This is a genomic window from Streptomyces bullii (genome assembly GCF_042657145.1).
Lineage (GTDB): Bacteria > Actinomycetota > Actinomycetes > Streptomycetales > Streptomycetaceae > Streptomyces > Streptomyces bullii.
Genome location: NZ_JBHSNY010000007.1, coordinates 387,816 through 403,633, shown reverse-complemented (window position 1 = coordinate 403,633; position 15,818 = coordinate 387,816). Strand labels below are relative to the sequence as shown.

Sequence of the window (15,818 nt, the reverse complement as noted above, 5' to 3'; positions counted from 1 at the left end):
CGTAGCAGGCCGTTCGTGGCCGGGTGACCACGTCCGTTTCTGACTTCGAGGAGTGATCATGTCCGAGGTGAAGCTCACCGCCGAGACGCGTACCGAGTTCGGCAAGGGTGCCGCCCGTCGTATCCGTCGTGACAACAAGGTTCCGGGTGTGCTGTACGGGCACGGCGGTGACCCGGTGCACCTGACCCTCCCGGGTCACGACCTGCTGCTGGCGCTGCGTACGCCGAACGTTCTGATCAACCTGGACATCGACGGCAAGACCAGCGAGCTGGCGATTCCGAAGGCTGTGCAGCGTGACCCGCTGAAGGGTTTCCTGGAGCACGTGGACCTGCAGCTGGTGCAGCGCGGCGAGCAGGTCAACGTCGAGATCCCGGTTCACACCGAGGGCGAACTGGCCCCGGGTGGCAACCTGCTGGAGCACGTCCTGAACGCGCTGCCGGTCGAGGCCGAGGCCACGCACATCCCGGAGTCCGTGACCGTCTCCGTCGAGGGTCTGTCGGCGGGTGACTCCATCCTCGCCAAGGACATCCCGCTGCCGAAGGGCACGACGCTGGCCGTCGACGAGGACACGGTCGTCCTTCAGGTGCTGGCCGCGCAGGCCGAGGAGGCGCCGGAGGGTGCCGAGGCCGAGGGTGAAGAGGCCGCCGAGGCCTGATCCTCGTCGTCGTCGTTTCGTCGGCCGCTGTTCCCGCGCGGGGCAGCGGCCGACGCGTATGAAGGAGACATGGACGTGACGACCGAGGCCAATGCGCCGTGGCTGATCGTGGGTCTGGGCAATCCTGGGCCGGAGTACGCGAGGAACCGGCACAACGTGGGCTTCATGGTGGCCGATCTGCTGGCGGAGCGGATCGGGGGGAGGTTCAAGCGGGCCGGGAAGGCGCAGGCGCAGGTCGTGGAGGGCCGGATCGGGCCGCCGGGGCCGGCGAACCGGCGGGTGGTCCTGGTGAAGCCGATGTCGTACATGAACCTGTCGGGCGGGCCGGTGAACGCGCTGCGGGAGTTCTACAAGGTGCCGGTGGCTCACGTGGTGGCGGTCCATGACGAGTTGGACATCGACTACGGGGCGCTGCGGCTGAAGCTGGGTGGCGGGGACAACGGTCACAACGGGCTGAAGTCGATCACGAAGGCGTTGGGGGCGGAGTATCACCGGGTGCGGTTCGGGATCGGCCGGCCGCCGGGGCGGATGCCGGTGGCGGATTTCGTGCTGAAGGATTTCTCGTCGGCGGAGCGCAAGGAGCTGGACTACTTCGTGGACCGGGCGGCGGACGCGGTGGAGTGTCTGGTGATCGAGGGCTTGGAACGGGCGCAGAGTACGTACAACTCCTGACTTGTCACCCATCGGAGTTGACCGGCTGTGTGGGTATGGCCAATGATCCCGGCCATGCCTGCCACAGCCACTGCCGCTGCCACCCGCCACGGTGCCCATGCTGTTCTGCGGTTCGGGCGGTTCGCGGTGATGAGTACGGTCGCGGTGCTGATCCTGATCGCGGGTGTGTGGGCGTCGTGGGGGACGGCGCAGCACGTGATGCTGACCAAGGGGCGGGAGCGCGGCACGGTCGAGGTGACGCGGTGCGGGCAGGACACGTGTACGGGTCCGTACGCGCCGTTGTCGCAGGGGTCGCAGCCGCGGGCGAAGGTCGTCGTGGAGAAGTCGATCGCGGTCCGGGAGGGGCGGACGTACACGGTGGTCGTGAAGCCGGGCGGTGACGAGGTGGTGCGCTCCGGTCCGGCCGGGATCGTGTACGCCTGGATTCCGTTGGGTGGTGCGCTGCTGTTGGCGTCGGTGGTGGTGGCGGGCGGGCTGTTGCGGACGCGGGCCGCGTGGCTGCTGGCAGGTGTCGGGTTCGCCCTGCTCACGGCCGCTTTCGTGGCGGTCTGAAGCCTTTCGGGGGATGCCTCGTCAGCAGGGCGATGCACTGTTGTCGGTTCGTGATTGACCTCCGGTCAGATGTGGCAGGATGCTGAGCCGCCCCCTCCACATCTCCCTGTTCACCTCTCGAAGATGGACTACTGCTTCATGCGATCCCTCACTCGCGTCGGCGCTGTCTCCGCCGTCGCTTCGGCGGCCTTCCTCCTTGCTCCGGCCGCCCACGCCACGCCTCCCGGCGACAACGGCACGGTCAAGATCCACGACGCTTCGACCGGCGAGGAACTGCGCCGCAACGAGCCGCACGTGTGCACGTTCTACCTGGACGCCTTCGGATTCGACGGTGCCCAGGAGGTCGACTGGCACATCGACGCCATTCCCCCGAGCGAGAACAAGGGCGAGACGGTGAAGTCCGGCTCGCTGACGCTGGACGATCAGGGCCACGCCCGTACCGAGGACCTGTCGCTGCCCGACGGGCACTACAAGCTGTACTGGACCTTCGAGGGCGAGAAGGGCTCCGCCAAGCACAAGGTGTTCTGGACGGACTGCGAGGACGCGCAGGAGCCGGGCGGTTCGGTGCCGTCGGCGTCGGCCTCTCCGTCGGCCTCGTCGGGTGCGTCGCAGGAGCCGTCGGGTGAGCCGGGGGCGTCGGCGAGCCCGAGTTCGCCGGCCGGTGCGGGTGCGACGGCGTCGCCGTCACCGTCGCCGTCCGCGCAGGGCGGTGTGGAGGGTGACCTCGCCGAGACCGGCAACGGGGCCCCGGTGGGTGTGCTGTCCGGCGTCGCGGCGGCGCTGGTCGCGGCCGGCGGGTACCTGGTGTTCCGCCGCAGGAAGATCAGCCGCGGCTGACGTGGAACGCGCCGTGCCCCCGAGCCCGTACGAGGCTCGGGGGCACGGTCGTGTCCGGGGTCGGGGTCAGCCGGTGTTGCGCAGGCCCGCCGCCACGCCGTTGACGGTCAGCAGCAGGGCGCGGGAGAGCAGCGGGTCGGGTTCCTCGCCCGCGGCCGCCGCGTCGCGCTGGCGCTTGAGCAGGGCGACCTGGAGGTAGGAGATCGGGTCGAGGTAGGCGTCGCGGATGGTGAAGGTCTGCTTGAGGACGGGCTGGGCGTCGAGCAGTTCCTTCTCGCCGGTGACCCGCAGCACCTCGGCGACGGTGAGCTCGTGCTCGGCCTTGATGGTGTCGAAGACGTGCTTGAGCTCGTCGGGGACGAGGGTGTCGACGTAGTGCTGGGCGATCCGCAGGTCGGTCTTGGCCAGGGTCATCTCGACGTTGGAGATGAAGTTGCGGAAGAAGTGCCACTGCTGGTGCATCTCGTCCAGGACGGTGTCCAGTCCGGCCTCCCGCAGGGCCTTCAGGCCCGAGCCGACGCCGAACCAGCCGGGGACGATCTGCCGGGACTGGGTCCAGCCGAACACCCAGGGGATGGCGCGCAGTCCGTCGAGTCCGGCACCGGAGTCGGGCCGGCGGGAGGGCCGGGAGCCCAGGTGCAGGTCGGCGAGCTGGTCGACGGGGGTGGAGGCGAAGAAGTACGCGGGCAGGTCGGGGTCCTCGACCAGGCGGCGGTAGGCCGCGTGGGCGGCGTCGCTCACCACGTCCATGGCCGCGTCCCAGCGGGCCAGTGCCTCCACCGACTGGCGGGGCGCGGTGTGCAGGGCGGAGGCCTGGAGGGTGGCGGCCACCGTCAGTTCCAGGTTCTCCCGGGCCAGGGACGGGATGAGGTACTTGTCGGAGATGACCTCGCCCTGCTCGGTCACCTTGATCTCGCCCTCCAGGGTGCCCCAGGGCTGGGCGAGGATCGCGTCATGGGTCGGGCCGCCGCCGCGGCCGACGGTGCCGCCGCGGCCGTGGAAGAGGCGGAGCCGGACGCCGTAGCGGTGGGCCACGTCGCGCAGGCGGCGCTGGGCGCGGTGGATCTCCCACTGGCTGGTGGTGATGCCGCCGAACTTGGAGGAGTCGGAGTAGCCGAGCATGACCTCCTGCACGTCGCCCCGCAGCGCGACCAGGCGCCGGTAGGACGGGTCGGAGAGCATGTCCTCCAGGATCGTGTCGGCGGCCTTGAGCTCGTCGGTGGTCTCCAGCAGCGGCACGATGCCGATCTTCGCCCAGCCGGCGTGCAGGTCGATCAGACCGGCCTCGCGGGCGAGGACGGCGGCGGCGAAGACGTCGTCGGCGCCCTGGCACATGGAGATGATGTACGACTCGATGACCTCGGGTCCGAAGACCTCCAGGGCGCGCTTGACGGTCTGGAACACGCCGAGGGTCTTCTCGCCGGCCGCGTCCACGGGCGCCGGGGTCGGGGCGAGGGGGCGGCGGGAGCGGAGCTCCTTGGCGAGCAGCTTGGCGCGGTACTCGCGGGGCATGTCGGCGTACCGCCAGGACTCCTCGCCGAGGCGGTCGAAGAGCTGGCCGAGGGCGTGGTGGTGGGCGTCCGCGTGTTCGCGTACGTCCATCGTGGCGAGCTGGAGGCCGAAGGCCGCCAGGGTGCGGATGGTGCGGGCCAGACGGCCGTCGGCGAACAGGCCGCCGCGGTGCTCGCGCAGTGACGTCTGGATGATCCGCAGGTCCTGGAGCAGCTGGCTGGTGCCGAGGTAGTCGCGGCCGGGCTCGTGGCGGGTGCCCTTGGCGAGGCGCTGCTTGGTGTTCTCCAGCTTCTGCCGGATGCAGGTGGCCTTGAGCCGGTAGGGCTCCTCGGCGTTGAGGCGCTTGTAGCGGGGGCTGATCTCGGGGAGGTTCTCCAGGTCCGCCTGGAGCGAGGAGAGCAGTTCCTCCGTCGCGCCGGTGTAGCGGATCGAGTTGGAGAGGAAGCCGCGCAGCTCGTCGATGGTGTCCAGGGCGTCGTTGATGCCGTGTTCGTGCTGGAGGATGAGGACGTCCCAGGTCACCTGGGGGGTGACGTTGGGGTTGCCGTCGCGGTCGCCGCCGATCCAGGTGCCGAAGGTGACGGGGCGGGTGTCGTCGGGCAGCTTGACGCCGACGCGCTCCAGCTCGGCGGTCAGGTCCTCCAGGACGTCGCCGACCGCGCCGGCGTGCAGCTCGTCGAGGTAGTAGATCGCGTTGCGTGCCTCGTCGGCCGGCTCCGGGCGGACCACGCGCAGCTCGTCGGTCTGCCAGACCAGGTCGATGTTCTCGGCGAGGCGGATGTCCAGGCGGCGCCGGTCGGACTCGATGACCGGGGTCTCCAGGAGCGCGGCGATGCGCCGGAGCTTGTTCAGCACCGACCGGCGCGCGGCCTCGGTGGGGTGGGCCGTGAAGACCGGGCGGACGTTGAGGTGCTCCACGGTGCGGCGCAGGTGCTCGGGGTCGGCGTCCTTGAGCCGGTCGGCGGTACGGGAGAGCAGGCCGCCCTCGGCGGCGCGCCGGGCGCGCAGCTCACGGCCGCGGTGGACCTGCTCGGTGACGTTGGCCAGGTGGAAGTAGGTGGAGAAGGCGCGGACCAGCTTGGCCGCCGTCTCCAGTTCCGTGCCGCGCAGCAGCTCGGCAGCGGCCTCGCCGTCCTCTCGGGTGAGGCGGCGGACCTTCTCGACCAGTTCGAGCAGCTCGGGGCCCTCCTGCCGGACGAGGGTCTCACCGAGGAGGTCGCCCAGTCGGCGGATGTCGGCGCGCAGCTCGCTGCTGGTCGTCGTGGACCGCTTAGTCAGGTCGTCGGCACTGCTCACAGGTGCGGCTCCTTGCAGTGTTGAAGCTCGTCTGGGAGGGGTACCCGGACGGCGTCTCGCGCGGCGGGTGCCGCTTACGGGGCCGGACATCCGGGAAAAACTCAGAACGGACCGCGCTGTCCGACCGACAACAGGATATGTGTCGGTCGTGACGCGCAGGCCACGGGCTCTTGCCGCCGGGCGAGGCACTGCCATACTTACGAAGCCGTAGGTTACGGAACCGTAGGAAAGCCTGCGTGTTTCGGCAGCCCGGCGACAGCCCACATCCACATACCCCCCAGGGGACGCGTATGACCAGTAGTTCCGATGTGATCGAAGAAGCGCCGAAGAAGACACCCGGTCAGGCAGGCGATGCCGCCGAACCCTCCGCCACGCTGGGCGGCGAGCAGAAGCGCTCCATCGAGCAGATCACCCTTCTTCTCTTCATCACCGTTCCGTTCCTGGCGCTGCTGGCGGCAGTGCCGCTGGCGTGGGGCTGGGGAGTGAGCTGGCTGGACCTAGGTCTGCTGGTGTTCTTCTACTTCCTCGGCTGCCACGGCATCACCATCGGTTTCCACCGCCACTTCACGCACGGTTCGTTCAAGGCCAAGCGGCCGCTCAAGATCGCGCTGGCCATCGCGGGGTCGATGGCGGTCGAGGGTCCCCTGGTGCGGTGGGTCGCCGACCACCGCAGGCACCACAAGTTCTCCGACGCCGAGGGCGACCCGCACTCGCCGTGGCGTTTCGGCGAGACCGTCCCCGCCCTGATCAAAGGCCTGTGGTGGGCGCACATCGGCTGGATGTTCGACGAGGAGCAGACGCCGCAGGACAAGTACGCCCCGGACCTGATCAAGGACAGGACGCTCCGCACGATCTCCCGCCAGTTCGTCCTGTGGACCGTGGTCTCGCTCGGGCTTCCGCCGCTGATCGGCGGCCTGGTCACGATGTCCTGGTGGGGCGCGTTCACCGCGTTCTTCTGGGGTTCACTCGTCCGGGTGGCGCTGCTGCACCACGTGACGTGGTCGATCAACTCGATCTGCCACGCGGTGGGCAAGCGTCCGTTCAAGTCGCGTGACCGTTCGGGCAACGTGTGGTGGCTGGCGATCCTGTCCTGCGGGGAGTCCTGGCACAACCTGCACCACGCCGACCCGACGTCGGCGCGGCACGGTGTGGAGCGCGGCCAGCTGGACTCCTCGGCGCGCCTCATCCGCTGGTTCGAGATGCTGGGCTGGGCGTACGACGTGCGCTGGCCGTCACGCTCACGTATCGATTCCCGCCGTTACTCCGGGGAAGGCGGCTCCCGGCGGGGGAAGGAGCCCGTCAAGGCGGCATGATGGTCGCTGTGGCGACCGACTCGAGCAGCACCCCCAGCAATGACAAGCCGCGGCGCGCACGTCGCACCCGGATGACCGGTGCCGAGCGCCGCCAGCAGCTGCTGGAGATCGGTCGCACCCTCTTCGCGGCGAAGGGCTTCGAGGGCACGTCGGTGGAGGAGATCGCGGCGAAGGCCGGGGTCTCCAAGCCGGTGGTGTACGAACACTTCGGCGGCAAGGAGGGGCTGTACGCGGTGGTGGTGGACCGCGAGATGCGGCGCCTGCTGGACATGGTGACCAGCTCCCTCACCGCGGGCCACCCCCGCGAGCTGTGCGAGCAGGCGGCGTTCGCGCTGCTGGACTACATCGAGGAGTACACGGACGGCTTCCGCATCCTGGTCCGTGACTCCCCCATCCCGCAGTCGACGGGTTCCTTCGCCTCGCTGATCTCGGACATCGCGACGCAGGTGGAGGACATCCTGGGCCGCGAGTTCAAGTCCCGCGGCTTCGACCCGAAGCTGGCCCCGCTGTACGCGCAGGCCCTGGTCGGCATGGTCGCCCTGACCGGCCAGTGGTGGCTGGACGTCCGCAGGCCGAAGAAGGCCGAGGTGGCCGCGCACCTGGTGAACCTGGCGTGGCACGGCCTGGACGGGCTGGAGCAGAAGCCGCGGCTGATCGGGCACCGCAAGAGCTGAGCCGGCGGCCTCACCGTCCGTCGTGGCTGAGGGCATCCCCCAGGAGGAGCTCCGACGCCTCCCCGGCCCGCGAGCGTGATATCCCGGCCGGGGCGCTGTCGATCCCCAGGTCGCTGATCACGCCCTCTCCTTGCGGGCCACGGCGAAGACGCGGCGGAACGGGAACGGCGTGCCGTGCGGGCCTGCCGGGTAGGCCTCGCTGAGTGCGTGACGGTATTCCGCGAGGAACTCCGCCTGCGCCCCGGGCTCGTCGGCGAGGGCGGTCAGCACGGGCCGCAGGCCCGTTCCCTTCACCCAGTCCAGTACCGGGTCCTCCCCCTGGAGCAGATGGACGTACATCGTCTCCCACACGTCGGCGGTGCAGCCGAGGGCGGTGAGGTGCTCCAGGTAGGTCTCGGGGCTGTGCACGGCGCCGGAGTGGCGGAGGGTTCCGGCGAGGCGGTCGCGCCAGTGCGGGGCGTCGGCGAGCTCGCGCATCAGCCGGTGGCTCGGCGCGTCGAAGTTGCCGGGCACCTGGAAGGCGAAGGTGCCGCCGGGCGCGAGTCCGGCGATCCAGTCGGGGAAGCGGTCGATGTGCCCGGGCACCCACTGGAGCGTGGCGTTGCTGATGATCAGGCCGTACGGCTCCGGCGGGCTCCATGTGCGCACGTCGGCGTGGGTGAAGGAGAGGCGGCCGCCGCCCGGGGTGGGGCCCTCGTGGTCGACGTGGGCCTTGTCGAGCATCTCGGTGGAGTTGTCGTAGCCGGTGATGCGGGCGGTGGGCCAGCGGTCGGCGAGCAGGGCGGTGACGTTGCCGGGGCCACAGCCGAGGTCCGCGATACGGGGCGCGGGGCCGGGCGGTTCGGGCACGCGGGCGAGGAGGTCGGTGAAGGGGCGGGCGCGGTGGCCGGCGTGACGCAGGTACTGGGCGGGGTCCCAGGTGGGGGCTGCTGCGGGCATGGGGCCTCCTGGCGTGACCGGTGGGCGTGGACCGTCGGCACCTCGCGGTCGACGGGTACCCAGCGTCACCGAGCATTTCTCTCGATGTCAAGAGAATCGACATCAAGAGACTTCACATCGACACAACCACTACACTGATCGCCATGGAGGACGAGGTCGATCGGCTGGTCGCGGCGTGGCGCCGGGAGCGCCCTGACCTCGACGTGGAACCGCTCGAGGTGCTCAGCCGGGTGAGCAGACTGGCCCGGCACCTGGACCGGGCACGCCGGCTGGCCTTCTCCGAGCACGGTCTGGAGCCGTGGGAGTTCGACGTGCTGACCGCGTTGCGCCGCGCGGGCACCCCGTACCAGCTCTCGCCCGGGCAGTTGCTCACCCAGACCCTCGTCACCTCGGGCACGATGACGAACCGCATCGACCGCCTGGCGAAGAAGGGCCTGGTGGAACGCCTGCCCGACCCCAGTGACCGCCGGGGCGTCCTGGTGCGGCTGACGGACGAGGGCCGGGACCGCGCCGACCAGGCCCTGGCGGGTCTGCTGGACCAGGAGCGCGCCATCCTCGCGGAGCTCTCCCGCGCCCAGCGCGGCGAACTGGCGGGGCTGCTACGCCAGCTGACCGCCCCGTTCGACAACATCCCCGGCTAGGTCGACGGGCCCGACACCGGCCCGCCGGGCCAGGGCCACGGCGGCGAGGGTGGAGTGCACGCCCAGTTTGCCCAGCACGTTCTGCATGTGCGTGCGCACGGTGTGCGGGGAGAGGTAGAGCCGTTCGGCGACGGCCTTCCTGCCCAGCCCGGCGACCATGCAGCGCAGCACCTCCCGCTCCCGGGGCGTGAGGGACTCCACGAGCCGCTCGCTCTCGGTGCGGTGCTTGCGGGCGGCGGTCAGTTCCCGCAGCACCCCCGTCAGCAGGGCGGGCGGCAGATGGGTCTCGTCGCGCAGCACGCCTCTGATGACGGTGAGCAGCCGGGACAGCGAACAGTCCTTGGCCACCCAGCCAGAGGCGCCGGCCTGCAGGGCGAGCGCGGCCCGGCGGGGATCGTCCTTCTCGGCGAGCACGACGATCCGCACGTTCGGCTGCGCGGAGCGCACCCCCGCGACGAGCGAGATCCCGTCGACGAGCCCGTCGGCGTTGGCCTCCTGCACGGGCACGGCGGGCCTGACGCCCGGCACGTTGCCGCCCAGATCCGCGTCGACGAGCAGCACGTCGTACCGCCGCCCCTCGGCGGCGGCCCGCTCCAGACTGCGCAGCGCGGCCGGGCCGCTGCCGGCCGCGGAGACGTCCACGTCGGGCTCGGCGGCCAGGGCCGCCGCGAGCGACTCGGCGAAGATGCGATGGTCGTCGACGACCAGGACTCGGATGCGCACCACGAAACCCCCTTCCCCAGGCTCCTGAAGAGCAGGGGATACCCCATCGTCGGAAGACGACACCGGCCCGGGTACGACGCCCCAAAGTGCCCAGGTCCGCCGTGTCCGTCCTTGCCGCCACCTGGCCGGGTCGCCGCAGCCGCACGGCCGCCGCCGTGCAGAAACCGCTACCCCCACTCCGGGCGTCGTACCCGGCTGTCTCGCCCCCTGATCGGCACCGGCCCCCACCGGCGCTGTTTCATCAGGGTACGGGCGGCGGCCTGGAGCGGAAGGACATTTGCAGAACTGGCTGTCCTGCGCGTTTATGGTGTGCCGCATGTTTCGTCTTGAGACAGAAGTCGACAAGGCCCGACGTGATCTGCTCCGCGCGCGTCTGCGCGACACGAACACGGCGGCGTCCGAGGTGCTGCGCGCCCTGCGCGGCACGCCCGACGAACGGGAGACCCCCCTGCACGTGTGGGCCATGGACGGAGCGGACCGGCTGGCCGCCGGCCTGGTCGGCCACACCTGGGCGACCTGGCTGCACGTGACCTACCTGTGGGTGGACGAACGCCACCGCGGCGCGGGCCTGGGCACCCACCTCCTGGCGGAGGCGGAACGCGTCGCCTCCCGCCTCCGGGGATGCCGCAGCGCCCGGGTGGAGACGTGGGACTTCCAGGCTCCGGGGTTCTACCGGAAGCAGGGCTACGAGGTGGTGTGCGTGATCCCCGACTATCCGCCGGGGATCACGGAGTACACGTTGGTGAAACGGCTGGGGTGAGCCCGAGCCGCCCGGCGTGCGGTACGAACCGGTGACGGCGCCCGAGCCGCCCGGCGTGCCGGTACGAACCGGTGACGGCGCCCCGGCCCTCTCAGCGCAGCCGCCGCGCCCCCGCCGAAGGGACCGCCTCGAACACCCGGGGGGCGATGAAGTCCGCTGCCGCGAAGGCCTCCTGGATCGCCTTGGTGACCGGTTCCACGTCCGCCTCCTCCGCGAGGACGATCGCCGAGCCGCCGAAGCCGCCGCCGGTCATACGGGCACCCAGGGCACCGGAGGACAGGGCCGTGTCGACGACGAGGTCGAGTTCGGGGCAGGAGATGCGGAAGTCGTCGCGCAGGGAGGCGTGCCCCTCGACCAGGACCGGGCCGATGGCGCGGGTGTCGCCCGACTCCAGCAGCGACACGACCCGTTCCACGCGCTGGTTCTCCGTGACGATGTGGCGGACCAGGCGGCGGACCTCCTCCTCGTCGCCCAGGCGGGCCAGCGCCGCGTCCAGTCCGGCGTACGGCACGTCCCGCAGCGCGTCGACGCCGAGCAGGGCCGCGCCCTTCTCGCAGCCGGCGCGGCGCTTGCCGTACTCGCCCTCGCTGTGGGAGTGCTTGACCTGCGTGTCGACGACCAGCAGCCGCATGCCCTCGGCGGCCAGGTCGAAGGGGATCTGCTTCTGGGACAGGTCGCGGGTGTCGAGGAACAGGGCGTGGCCGGCCTCGCAGCAGGCCGAGGCCGTCTGGTCCATGATGCCGACCGGCGCGCCGACGTAGACGTTCTCCGCGCGCTGGCACAGGCGGGCCAGCTGCCAGCCTCTCAGGCCCAGTGCGAACAGGTCGTTCAGGGCGAGCGCCACCACGACCTCCAGGGCCGCCGAGGAGGACAGCCCGGCGCCCGCGGGGACCGTCGAGGACAGGTGGATGTCGGCGCCGGTCACGGTGTGGCCGGCCTCGCGCAGGGCCCAGACCACGCCCGCCGGGTACGCCGTCCAGTTCTTGTCCGACTCGGGGGCGAGGTCGTCCAGGACGAGTTCGCAGACGCCGCCGGCGGTGCCCTCGATGTCCGCGGAGTGCAGGCGCAGTACGCCGTCCTCGCGGCGCGCCACCGCCGCCACCGCGGTGTGCGGCAGGGCGAACGGCATGACGAAGCCGTCGTTGTAGTCGGTGTGTTCGCCGATGAGGTTGACCCGGCCCGGTGCCGCCCAGACCCCGTCCGGGTCGGCTCCGTACAGCCCCCTGAACCGCTCGGCGACCGTGTCGGCAACAGCCTCGCTCATGCCCTGACCCTTCCGTACTTTGCTACTTGCCGCGCCGCTGCGCGAATTCCCACGCGTCCGCGACGATTCCCGCGAGGTCCGCGCGGGACGGGTTCCAGCCGAGCTTCTCGCGGGCCGTGACGGCCGACGCCACCAGGACCGCCGGGTCGCCGCCCCGGCGGGGGGCCACGACCTCGGGGATCGGGTGGCCCGTGACCTGCCGGACCGTCTCGACGACCTCGCGGACGGAGAAGCCGTTGCCGTTGCCGAGGTTGCAGATCAGGTGCTCGCCCGCGGTGGCGGCGTCCAGCGCCAGCAGGTGTGCCTCGGCCAGGTCCGCGATGTGGATGTAGTCGCGGACGCAGGTGCCGTCCGGCGTCGGGTAGTCGTCACCGTAGACGGAGATCGCCTCGCGCCTGCCCTGGGCGACCTGGAGGACGAGCGGGATGAGGTGCGACTCGGGTTCGTGGCGCTCGCCGTACTCCCCGTACGCGCCCGCCACGTTGAAGTAGCGCAGCGAGACCGCGCCGAGGCCGTGGGCCGCCGCCTCGCCGGTGATCATGTGGTCGACGGCGAGCTTGGAGGCGCCGTAGGGGTTGGTGGGGCGGGTCGGGGCCGTCTCGACGATCGGGACCTGCTCCGGCTCCCCGTAGGTCGCCGCCGTGGAGGAGAAGACCAGCTTGCCGACACCGGCGCCGCGCATGGCCTCCAGCAGCGCCATGGTGCCGCCGACGTTGTTGTCCCAGTACTTCTCCGGCTTCACGACCGACTCGCCGACCTGCGAGAACGCGGCGAAGTGGAGGACGCCGTCGTACGACGCGTCCAGCCACTTGGCGGCGTCGCGGATGTCGCCCTCGATGAAGTCGGCACCGGCGGGCACGCCCTCGCGGAAGCCCGTGGAGAGGTTGTCGAGCACGACAACCTCGTGACCGGCCTCCAGCAGGTGCTGGGCGACGACGCTGCCGACGTAGCCCGCGCCGCCCGTCACCAGGTACTTCCCGCTCATGAACTCGCTACCTCTCGCAGTCGCTCGGCCGCGCGCTCCGGCGGCACGTCGTTGATGAACACGTTCATGCCGGACTCGGAACCCGCGAGGAACTTCAGCTTGCCGGAAGTGCGTCGGATGGTGAAAAGCTCGAGGTGGAGCGCGAAGTCCTCGCGGACGACGCCGTCGAACTCCTCCAGCGCGCCGAACGGTGCCTGGTGCCAGGCCGCGATGTACGGCGTCGGAGGCTCACCCGCCCCCTCTCTCCCTCCACCCGGCCCATCGAAGATCCGGTCGAAGCGCCTCAACAGTTCCAGATAGACCTTGGGGAACTCTGTGCGCGCCGCCTCGTCGAGCGCCAGCAGGTCGGGCACACGCCGCTTGGGGTACAGGTGCACCTCGTACGGCCAGTGCGCCGCGTACGGCACGAAGGCGACCCAGTGTTCGCCCTCCAGGACGACCCGCTCGTCGGCCAGCTCGCGCTCCAGCACGGCGTCGAAGAGGTTCTCCCCGCCGGTCGCCTCCTTGTACAACGCCAGCCGGCGCAGCATCAGGGCGGTGCGCGGGGTGGTGAACGGGTAGGCGTAGATCTGCCCGTGCGGGTGCTGGAGGGTCACGCCGATCTCCGCGCCCCGGTTCTCGAAACAGAACACCTGCTCCACGGAGGGCAGATGCGACAGCTCCGAGGTGCGGTCCGCCCACGCCTCCAGGACCAGGCGCGCCTGCTCCTCGGTCAGGTCGGCGAAGGAGGCGTCGTGGTCGGAGGTGAAGCAGACGACCTCGCAGCGGCCGGAGTCGCCGGCCAGCGAGGGGAAACGGTTCTCGAAGACCACGACGTCGTAGGAGGAGTCCGGGATCTCGCTCAGCCGGTCGCCCTCGGAGGGGCACAGCGGGCACTCGTCGGCCGGCGGGTGGTAGGTGCGGCCCTGGCGGTGCGAGGCGATGGCGACGCTGTCGCCGAGCAGCGCGTCGCGGCGGATCTCGGACGTGGTGACGGTACGGTCCAGCGGGCGGCGGTCCGCCGCGTTCCGCACGGTGTCGTCACGCAGGTCGTAGTAGATGAGCTCGCGACCGTCGGCCAGCAGGGTCGAGGTCTTCTTCACGCCGGACTCCTCATTCGAGCCACTCACTGTCCAGCCCCGCAGTCAGGGCCACTCACTCTTCAAACATAACCGAACACACCAAAACATGACTCCCCCCATTCGTCAACATCACAATCAAACAAAGAGCGTCATCACGAGTGTTCAATTCCTGAACACAGAGGCGTAGGTTCCGCTACGGATCAGTTCGCGCAACGAAGCGAGTGCTTATGCAGACCCCCACAACCCCCACATATCTGGCTGCAGAGCTTCGGCTCCCCACCAACTGGCTCGACTACACGATCCTCGGCATCTACTTCGTCGTCGTCCTGGGCATCGGCTTCGCCGCCCGGCGCTCGGTGAAGACCAGCCTCGACTTCTTCCTCTCGGGACGCTCCCTGCCCGCCTGGGTCACCGGCCTGGCCTTCATCGCGGCCAACCTGGGCGCCACCGAGATCCTGGGCATGGCCGCCAACAGCGCGCAGTACGGCGTGTACACCACCCACTGGTACTGGATCGGCGCCATCCCGGCCATGGTCTTCCTCGGCCTGGTGATGATGCCGTTCTACTACGGCTCCAAGGTCCGCTCCGTCCCGGAGTTCCTGCTCCTCCGCTTCGACAAGTGGGCCCACCTGCTCAGCGCGGTCCTCTTCGCCTTCGCGGCCATCCTGATCGCCGGCGTCAACCTCTACGCCCTCGCCATCGTCGTCGAGGCGCTGCTCGGCTGGCCGCAGTGGGTGGCGATCGTCGTCGCCGGCTTCTTCGTCCTGGCGTACATCACCCTCGGCGGCCTGTCCTCGGCGATCTACAACGAGGTCCTGCAGTTCTTCGTGATCCTCGCCGCGCTCATCCCGATCACCGTGCTCGGGCTGAAGAAGGTCGGCGGCTGGGACGGCCTGTCCGACTCCCTGACCCGGACGCACGGCGGCGACTTCATGACCGCCTGGGGCGGCACCGGCATCGGCAGCCCCAACCCGCTGGGCGCCAACTGGCTGACGATCGTCCTCGGCCTCGGCTTCGTCCTCTCCTTCGGCTACTGGACGACGAACTTCGCCGAGGTGCAGCGCGCCCTGTCCGCGAGGAACCTCTCGGCGGCCCAGCGCACCCCCCTCATCGCCGCGTTCCCCAAGATCTTCATCGTCTTCCTGGTGATGATCCCGGGCCTGGTCGCGGCCGTGCTGGTGCCCCGGATCGGCACGGCCGGCTCGGACCTGCAGTACAACGACGCGATCCCGTACCTGATGGAGCAACTGCTCCCCAACGGCGTCCTCGGCATCGCGGTGACGGGTCTGCTCGCCGCCTTCATGGCGGGCATGGCGGCCAACGTCTCGTCCTTCAACACGGTGTTCACGACCGACATCTGGGCGAAGTACGTGGTCCGGGGCCGCGAGGACGACTACTACGTCAGGTTCGGCCGCGTGATCACGGCGATCGGTGTCCTGGCCTCGATCGGCACGGCGTTCCTGGCGTCGTCCTTCTCCAACATCATGAGCTACCTCCAGACGCTGTTCTCCTTCTTCAACGTGCCGATGTTCGTGGTCTTCATCATCGGCATGTTCTGGAAGCGGGCGTCGATGAAGTCGGGCTTCTGGGGCCTGATCGCGGGCACCACCGCCGCGATGGTCAACTACTTCGTCATCTACAAGGAGGGCATGATCGACATCCCCTCCGACCAGGGCGCCAACTTCGTCTCCGCGATCGCCGGGTTCGTCGCGGGCGCGGTGGTCATGGTGGCGGTGTCGCTCTTCACCAAGCCGAAGCCGGCCGAGGAACTCCAGGGCCTGGTCTACGGCACGCGCTCCCCGGGGATGGCCGAGCCGCCCGCCGTCGGCGACGACGCCTGGTACCGGAAGCCGGCGCTGCTGGGCTGGGGCGCGGTGGTGCTGGCCGCGGCCTGCTACATCCCGTTCTCGTTCTGACCGCTTTCCGACTGGGAG

15 protein-coding genes are annotated in these 15,818 nt (G+C 70.2%); 9 read left to right on the top strand and 6 right to left on the bottom strand.

Annotation, left to right across the window (positions count from 1 at the left end; all coding sequences use genetic code 11):
• Positions 1–58 precede the first annotated feature (58 nt).
• The 4 genes from ACFPZJ_RS22320 (at position 59) to ACFPZJ_RS22305 (ending at position 2,716) form a co-directional block, all read left to right on the top strand.
• On the top strand, positions 59–655 hold the full coding sequence (locus ACFPZJ_RS22320; protein ID WP_381024387.1) for a 50S ribosomal protein L25/general stress protein Ctc: 597 nt from the start codon (positions 59–61) through the stop codon (positions 653–655).
• Between the two features lie 69 nt (positions 656–724).
• A complete protein-coding gene (pth, locus tag ACFPZJ_RS22315) occupies positions 725–1,327 on the top strand; it encodes an aminoacyl-tRNA hydrolase (protein WP_381024384.1) in 603 nt (200 codons plus the stop codon).
• 42 nt (positions 1,328–1,369) lie between these two features.
• The gene (locus tag ACFPZJ_RS22310; RefSeq protein WP_381024381.1) at positions 1,370–1,879 is read left to right on the top strand and encodes a hypothetical protein; all 510 of its coding nucleotides are present in this window, start codon (positions 1,370–1,372) and stop codon (positions 1,877–1,879) included.
• A 138-nt stretch (positions 1,880–2,017) separates the two neighbouring features.
• Entirely contained in the window at positions 2,018–2,716 is a 699-nt protein-coding gene (locus tag ACFPZJ_RS22305) for an LPXTG cell wall anchor domain-containing protein (protein WP_381024379.1), read from the top strand.
• Positions 2,717–2,782: 66 nt separating this feature from the next.
• Here the strand turns inward: ACFPZJ_RS22305 and ppc are convergent, their stop codons facing one another.
• Complete coding sequence (ppc, locus tag ACFPZJ_RS22300) at positions 2,783–5,524, bottom strand: phosphoenolpyruvate carboxylase (protein WP_381024377.1); 2,742 nt, start codon at positions 5,522–5,524, stop codon at positions 2,783–2,785.
• A gap of 290 nt (positions 5,525–5,814) precedes the next feature.
• Between ppc and ACFPZJ_RS22295 the strand changes: the two genes are divergently transcribed.
• Positions 5,815–6,837 (top strand): acyl-CoA desaturase, encoded by a 1,023-nt coding sequence (locus ACFPZJ_RS22295; RefSeq protein WP_381024374.1) that lies wholly within the window; start codon positions 5,815–5,817, stop codon positions 6,835–6,837.
• Entirely contained in the window at positions 6,834–7,511 is a 678-nt protein-coding gene (locus tag ACFPZJ_RS22290; RefSeq protein ID WP_381024371.1) for a TetR family transcriptional regulator, read from the top strand. Before ACFPZJ_RS22295 ends, ACFPZJ_RS22290 begins: the two co-directional genes overlap by 4 nt.
• A gap of 117 nt (positions 7,512–7,628) precedes the next feature.
• Here ACFPZJ_RS22290 and ACFPZJ_RS22285 read toward each other — a convergent pair whose 3' ends face one another.
• On the bottom strand, positions 7,629–8,450 hold the full coding sequence (locus ACFPZJ_RS22285) for a trans-aconitate 2-methyltransferase (protein WP_381024368.1): 822 nt from the start codon (positions 8,448–8,450) through the stop codon (positions 7,629–7,631).
• Positions 8,451–8,593: 143 nt separating this feature from the next.
• Between ACFPZJ_RS22285 and tamR the strand changes: the two genes are divergently transcribed.
• Positions 8,594–9,091: a MarR family transcriptional regulator TamR gene (gene tamR / locus ACFPZJ_RS22280; protein ID WP_030242768.1), complete on the top strand. Its 498-nt coding sequence runs from the start codon at positions 8,594–8,596 to the stop codon at positions 9,089–9,091.
• Here the strand turns inward: tamR and ACFPZJ_RS22275 are convergent.
• Entirely contained in the window at positions 9,050–9,817 is a 768-nt protein-coding gene (locus ACFPZJ_RS22275; protein ID WP_381024366.1) for a LuxR C-terminal-related transcriptional regulator, read from the bottom strand. The genes tamR and ACFPZJ_RS22275 overlap by 42 nt on opposite strands.
• Before the next feature lie 301 nt (positions 9,818–10,118).
• Here ACFPZJ_RS22275 and ACFPZJ_RS22270 point away from each other — a divergent pair, with 301 nt between their 5' ends.
• On the top strand, positions 10,119–10,574 hold the full coding sequence (locus ACFPZJ_RS22270) for a GNAT family N-acetyltransferase (RefSeq protein WP_381024363.1): 456 nt from the start codon (positions 10,119–10,121) through the stop codon (positions 10,572–10,574).
• A gap of 91 nt (positions 10,575–10,665) precedes the next feature.
• Here the strand turns inward: ACFPZJ_RS22270 and galK are convergent, their stop codons facing one another.
• Genes galK through galT form a run of 3 tightly spaced genes read right to left on the bottom strand, consistent with a single transcriptional unit; the run spans position 10,666 to position 13,905 of the window.
• Positions 10,666–11,838 (bottom strand): galactokinase, encoded by a 1,173-nt coding sequence (gene galK / locus ACFPZJ_RS22265; protein ID WP_381024360.1) that lies wholly within the window; start codon positions 11,836–11,838, stop codon positions 10,666–10,668.
• 22 nt (positions 11,839–11,860) lie between these two features.
• Positions 11,861–12,823: a UDP-glucose 4-epimerase GalE gene (galE, locus tag ACFPZJ_RS22260; protein WP_381024358.1), complete on the bottom strand. Its 963-nt coding sequence runs from the start codon at positions 12,821–12,823 to the stop codon at positions 11,861–11,863.
• Entirely contained in the window at positions 12,820–13,905 is a 1,086-nt protein-coding gene (galT, locus tag ACFPZJ_RS22255; protein ID WP_381024355.1) for a galactose-1-phosphate uridylyltransferase, read from the bottom strand. Before galT ends, galE begins: the two co-directional genes overlap by 4 nt.
• Before the next feature lie 206 nt (positions 13,906–14,111).
• On the opposite strand from galT, the gene ACFPZJ_RS22250 reads away from it, so the two are divergent.
• On the top strand, positions 14,112–15,800 hold the full coding sequence (locus tag ACFPZJ_RS22250; RefSeq protein ID WP_381024352.1) for a sodium:solute symporter family protein: 1,689 nt from the start codon (positions 14,112–14,114) through the stop codon (positions 15,798–15,800).
• Positions 15,801–15,818 lie beyond the last annotated feature (18 nt).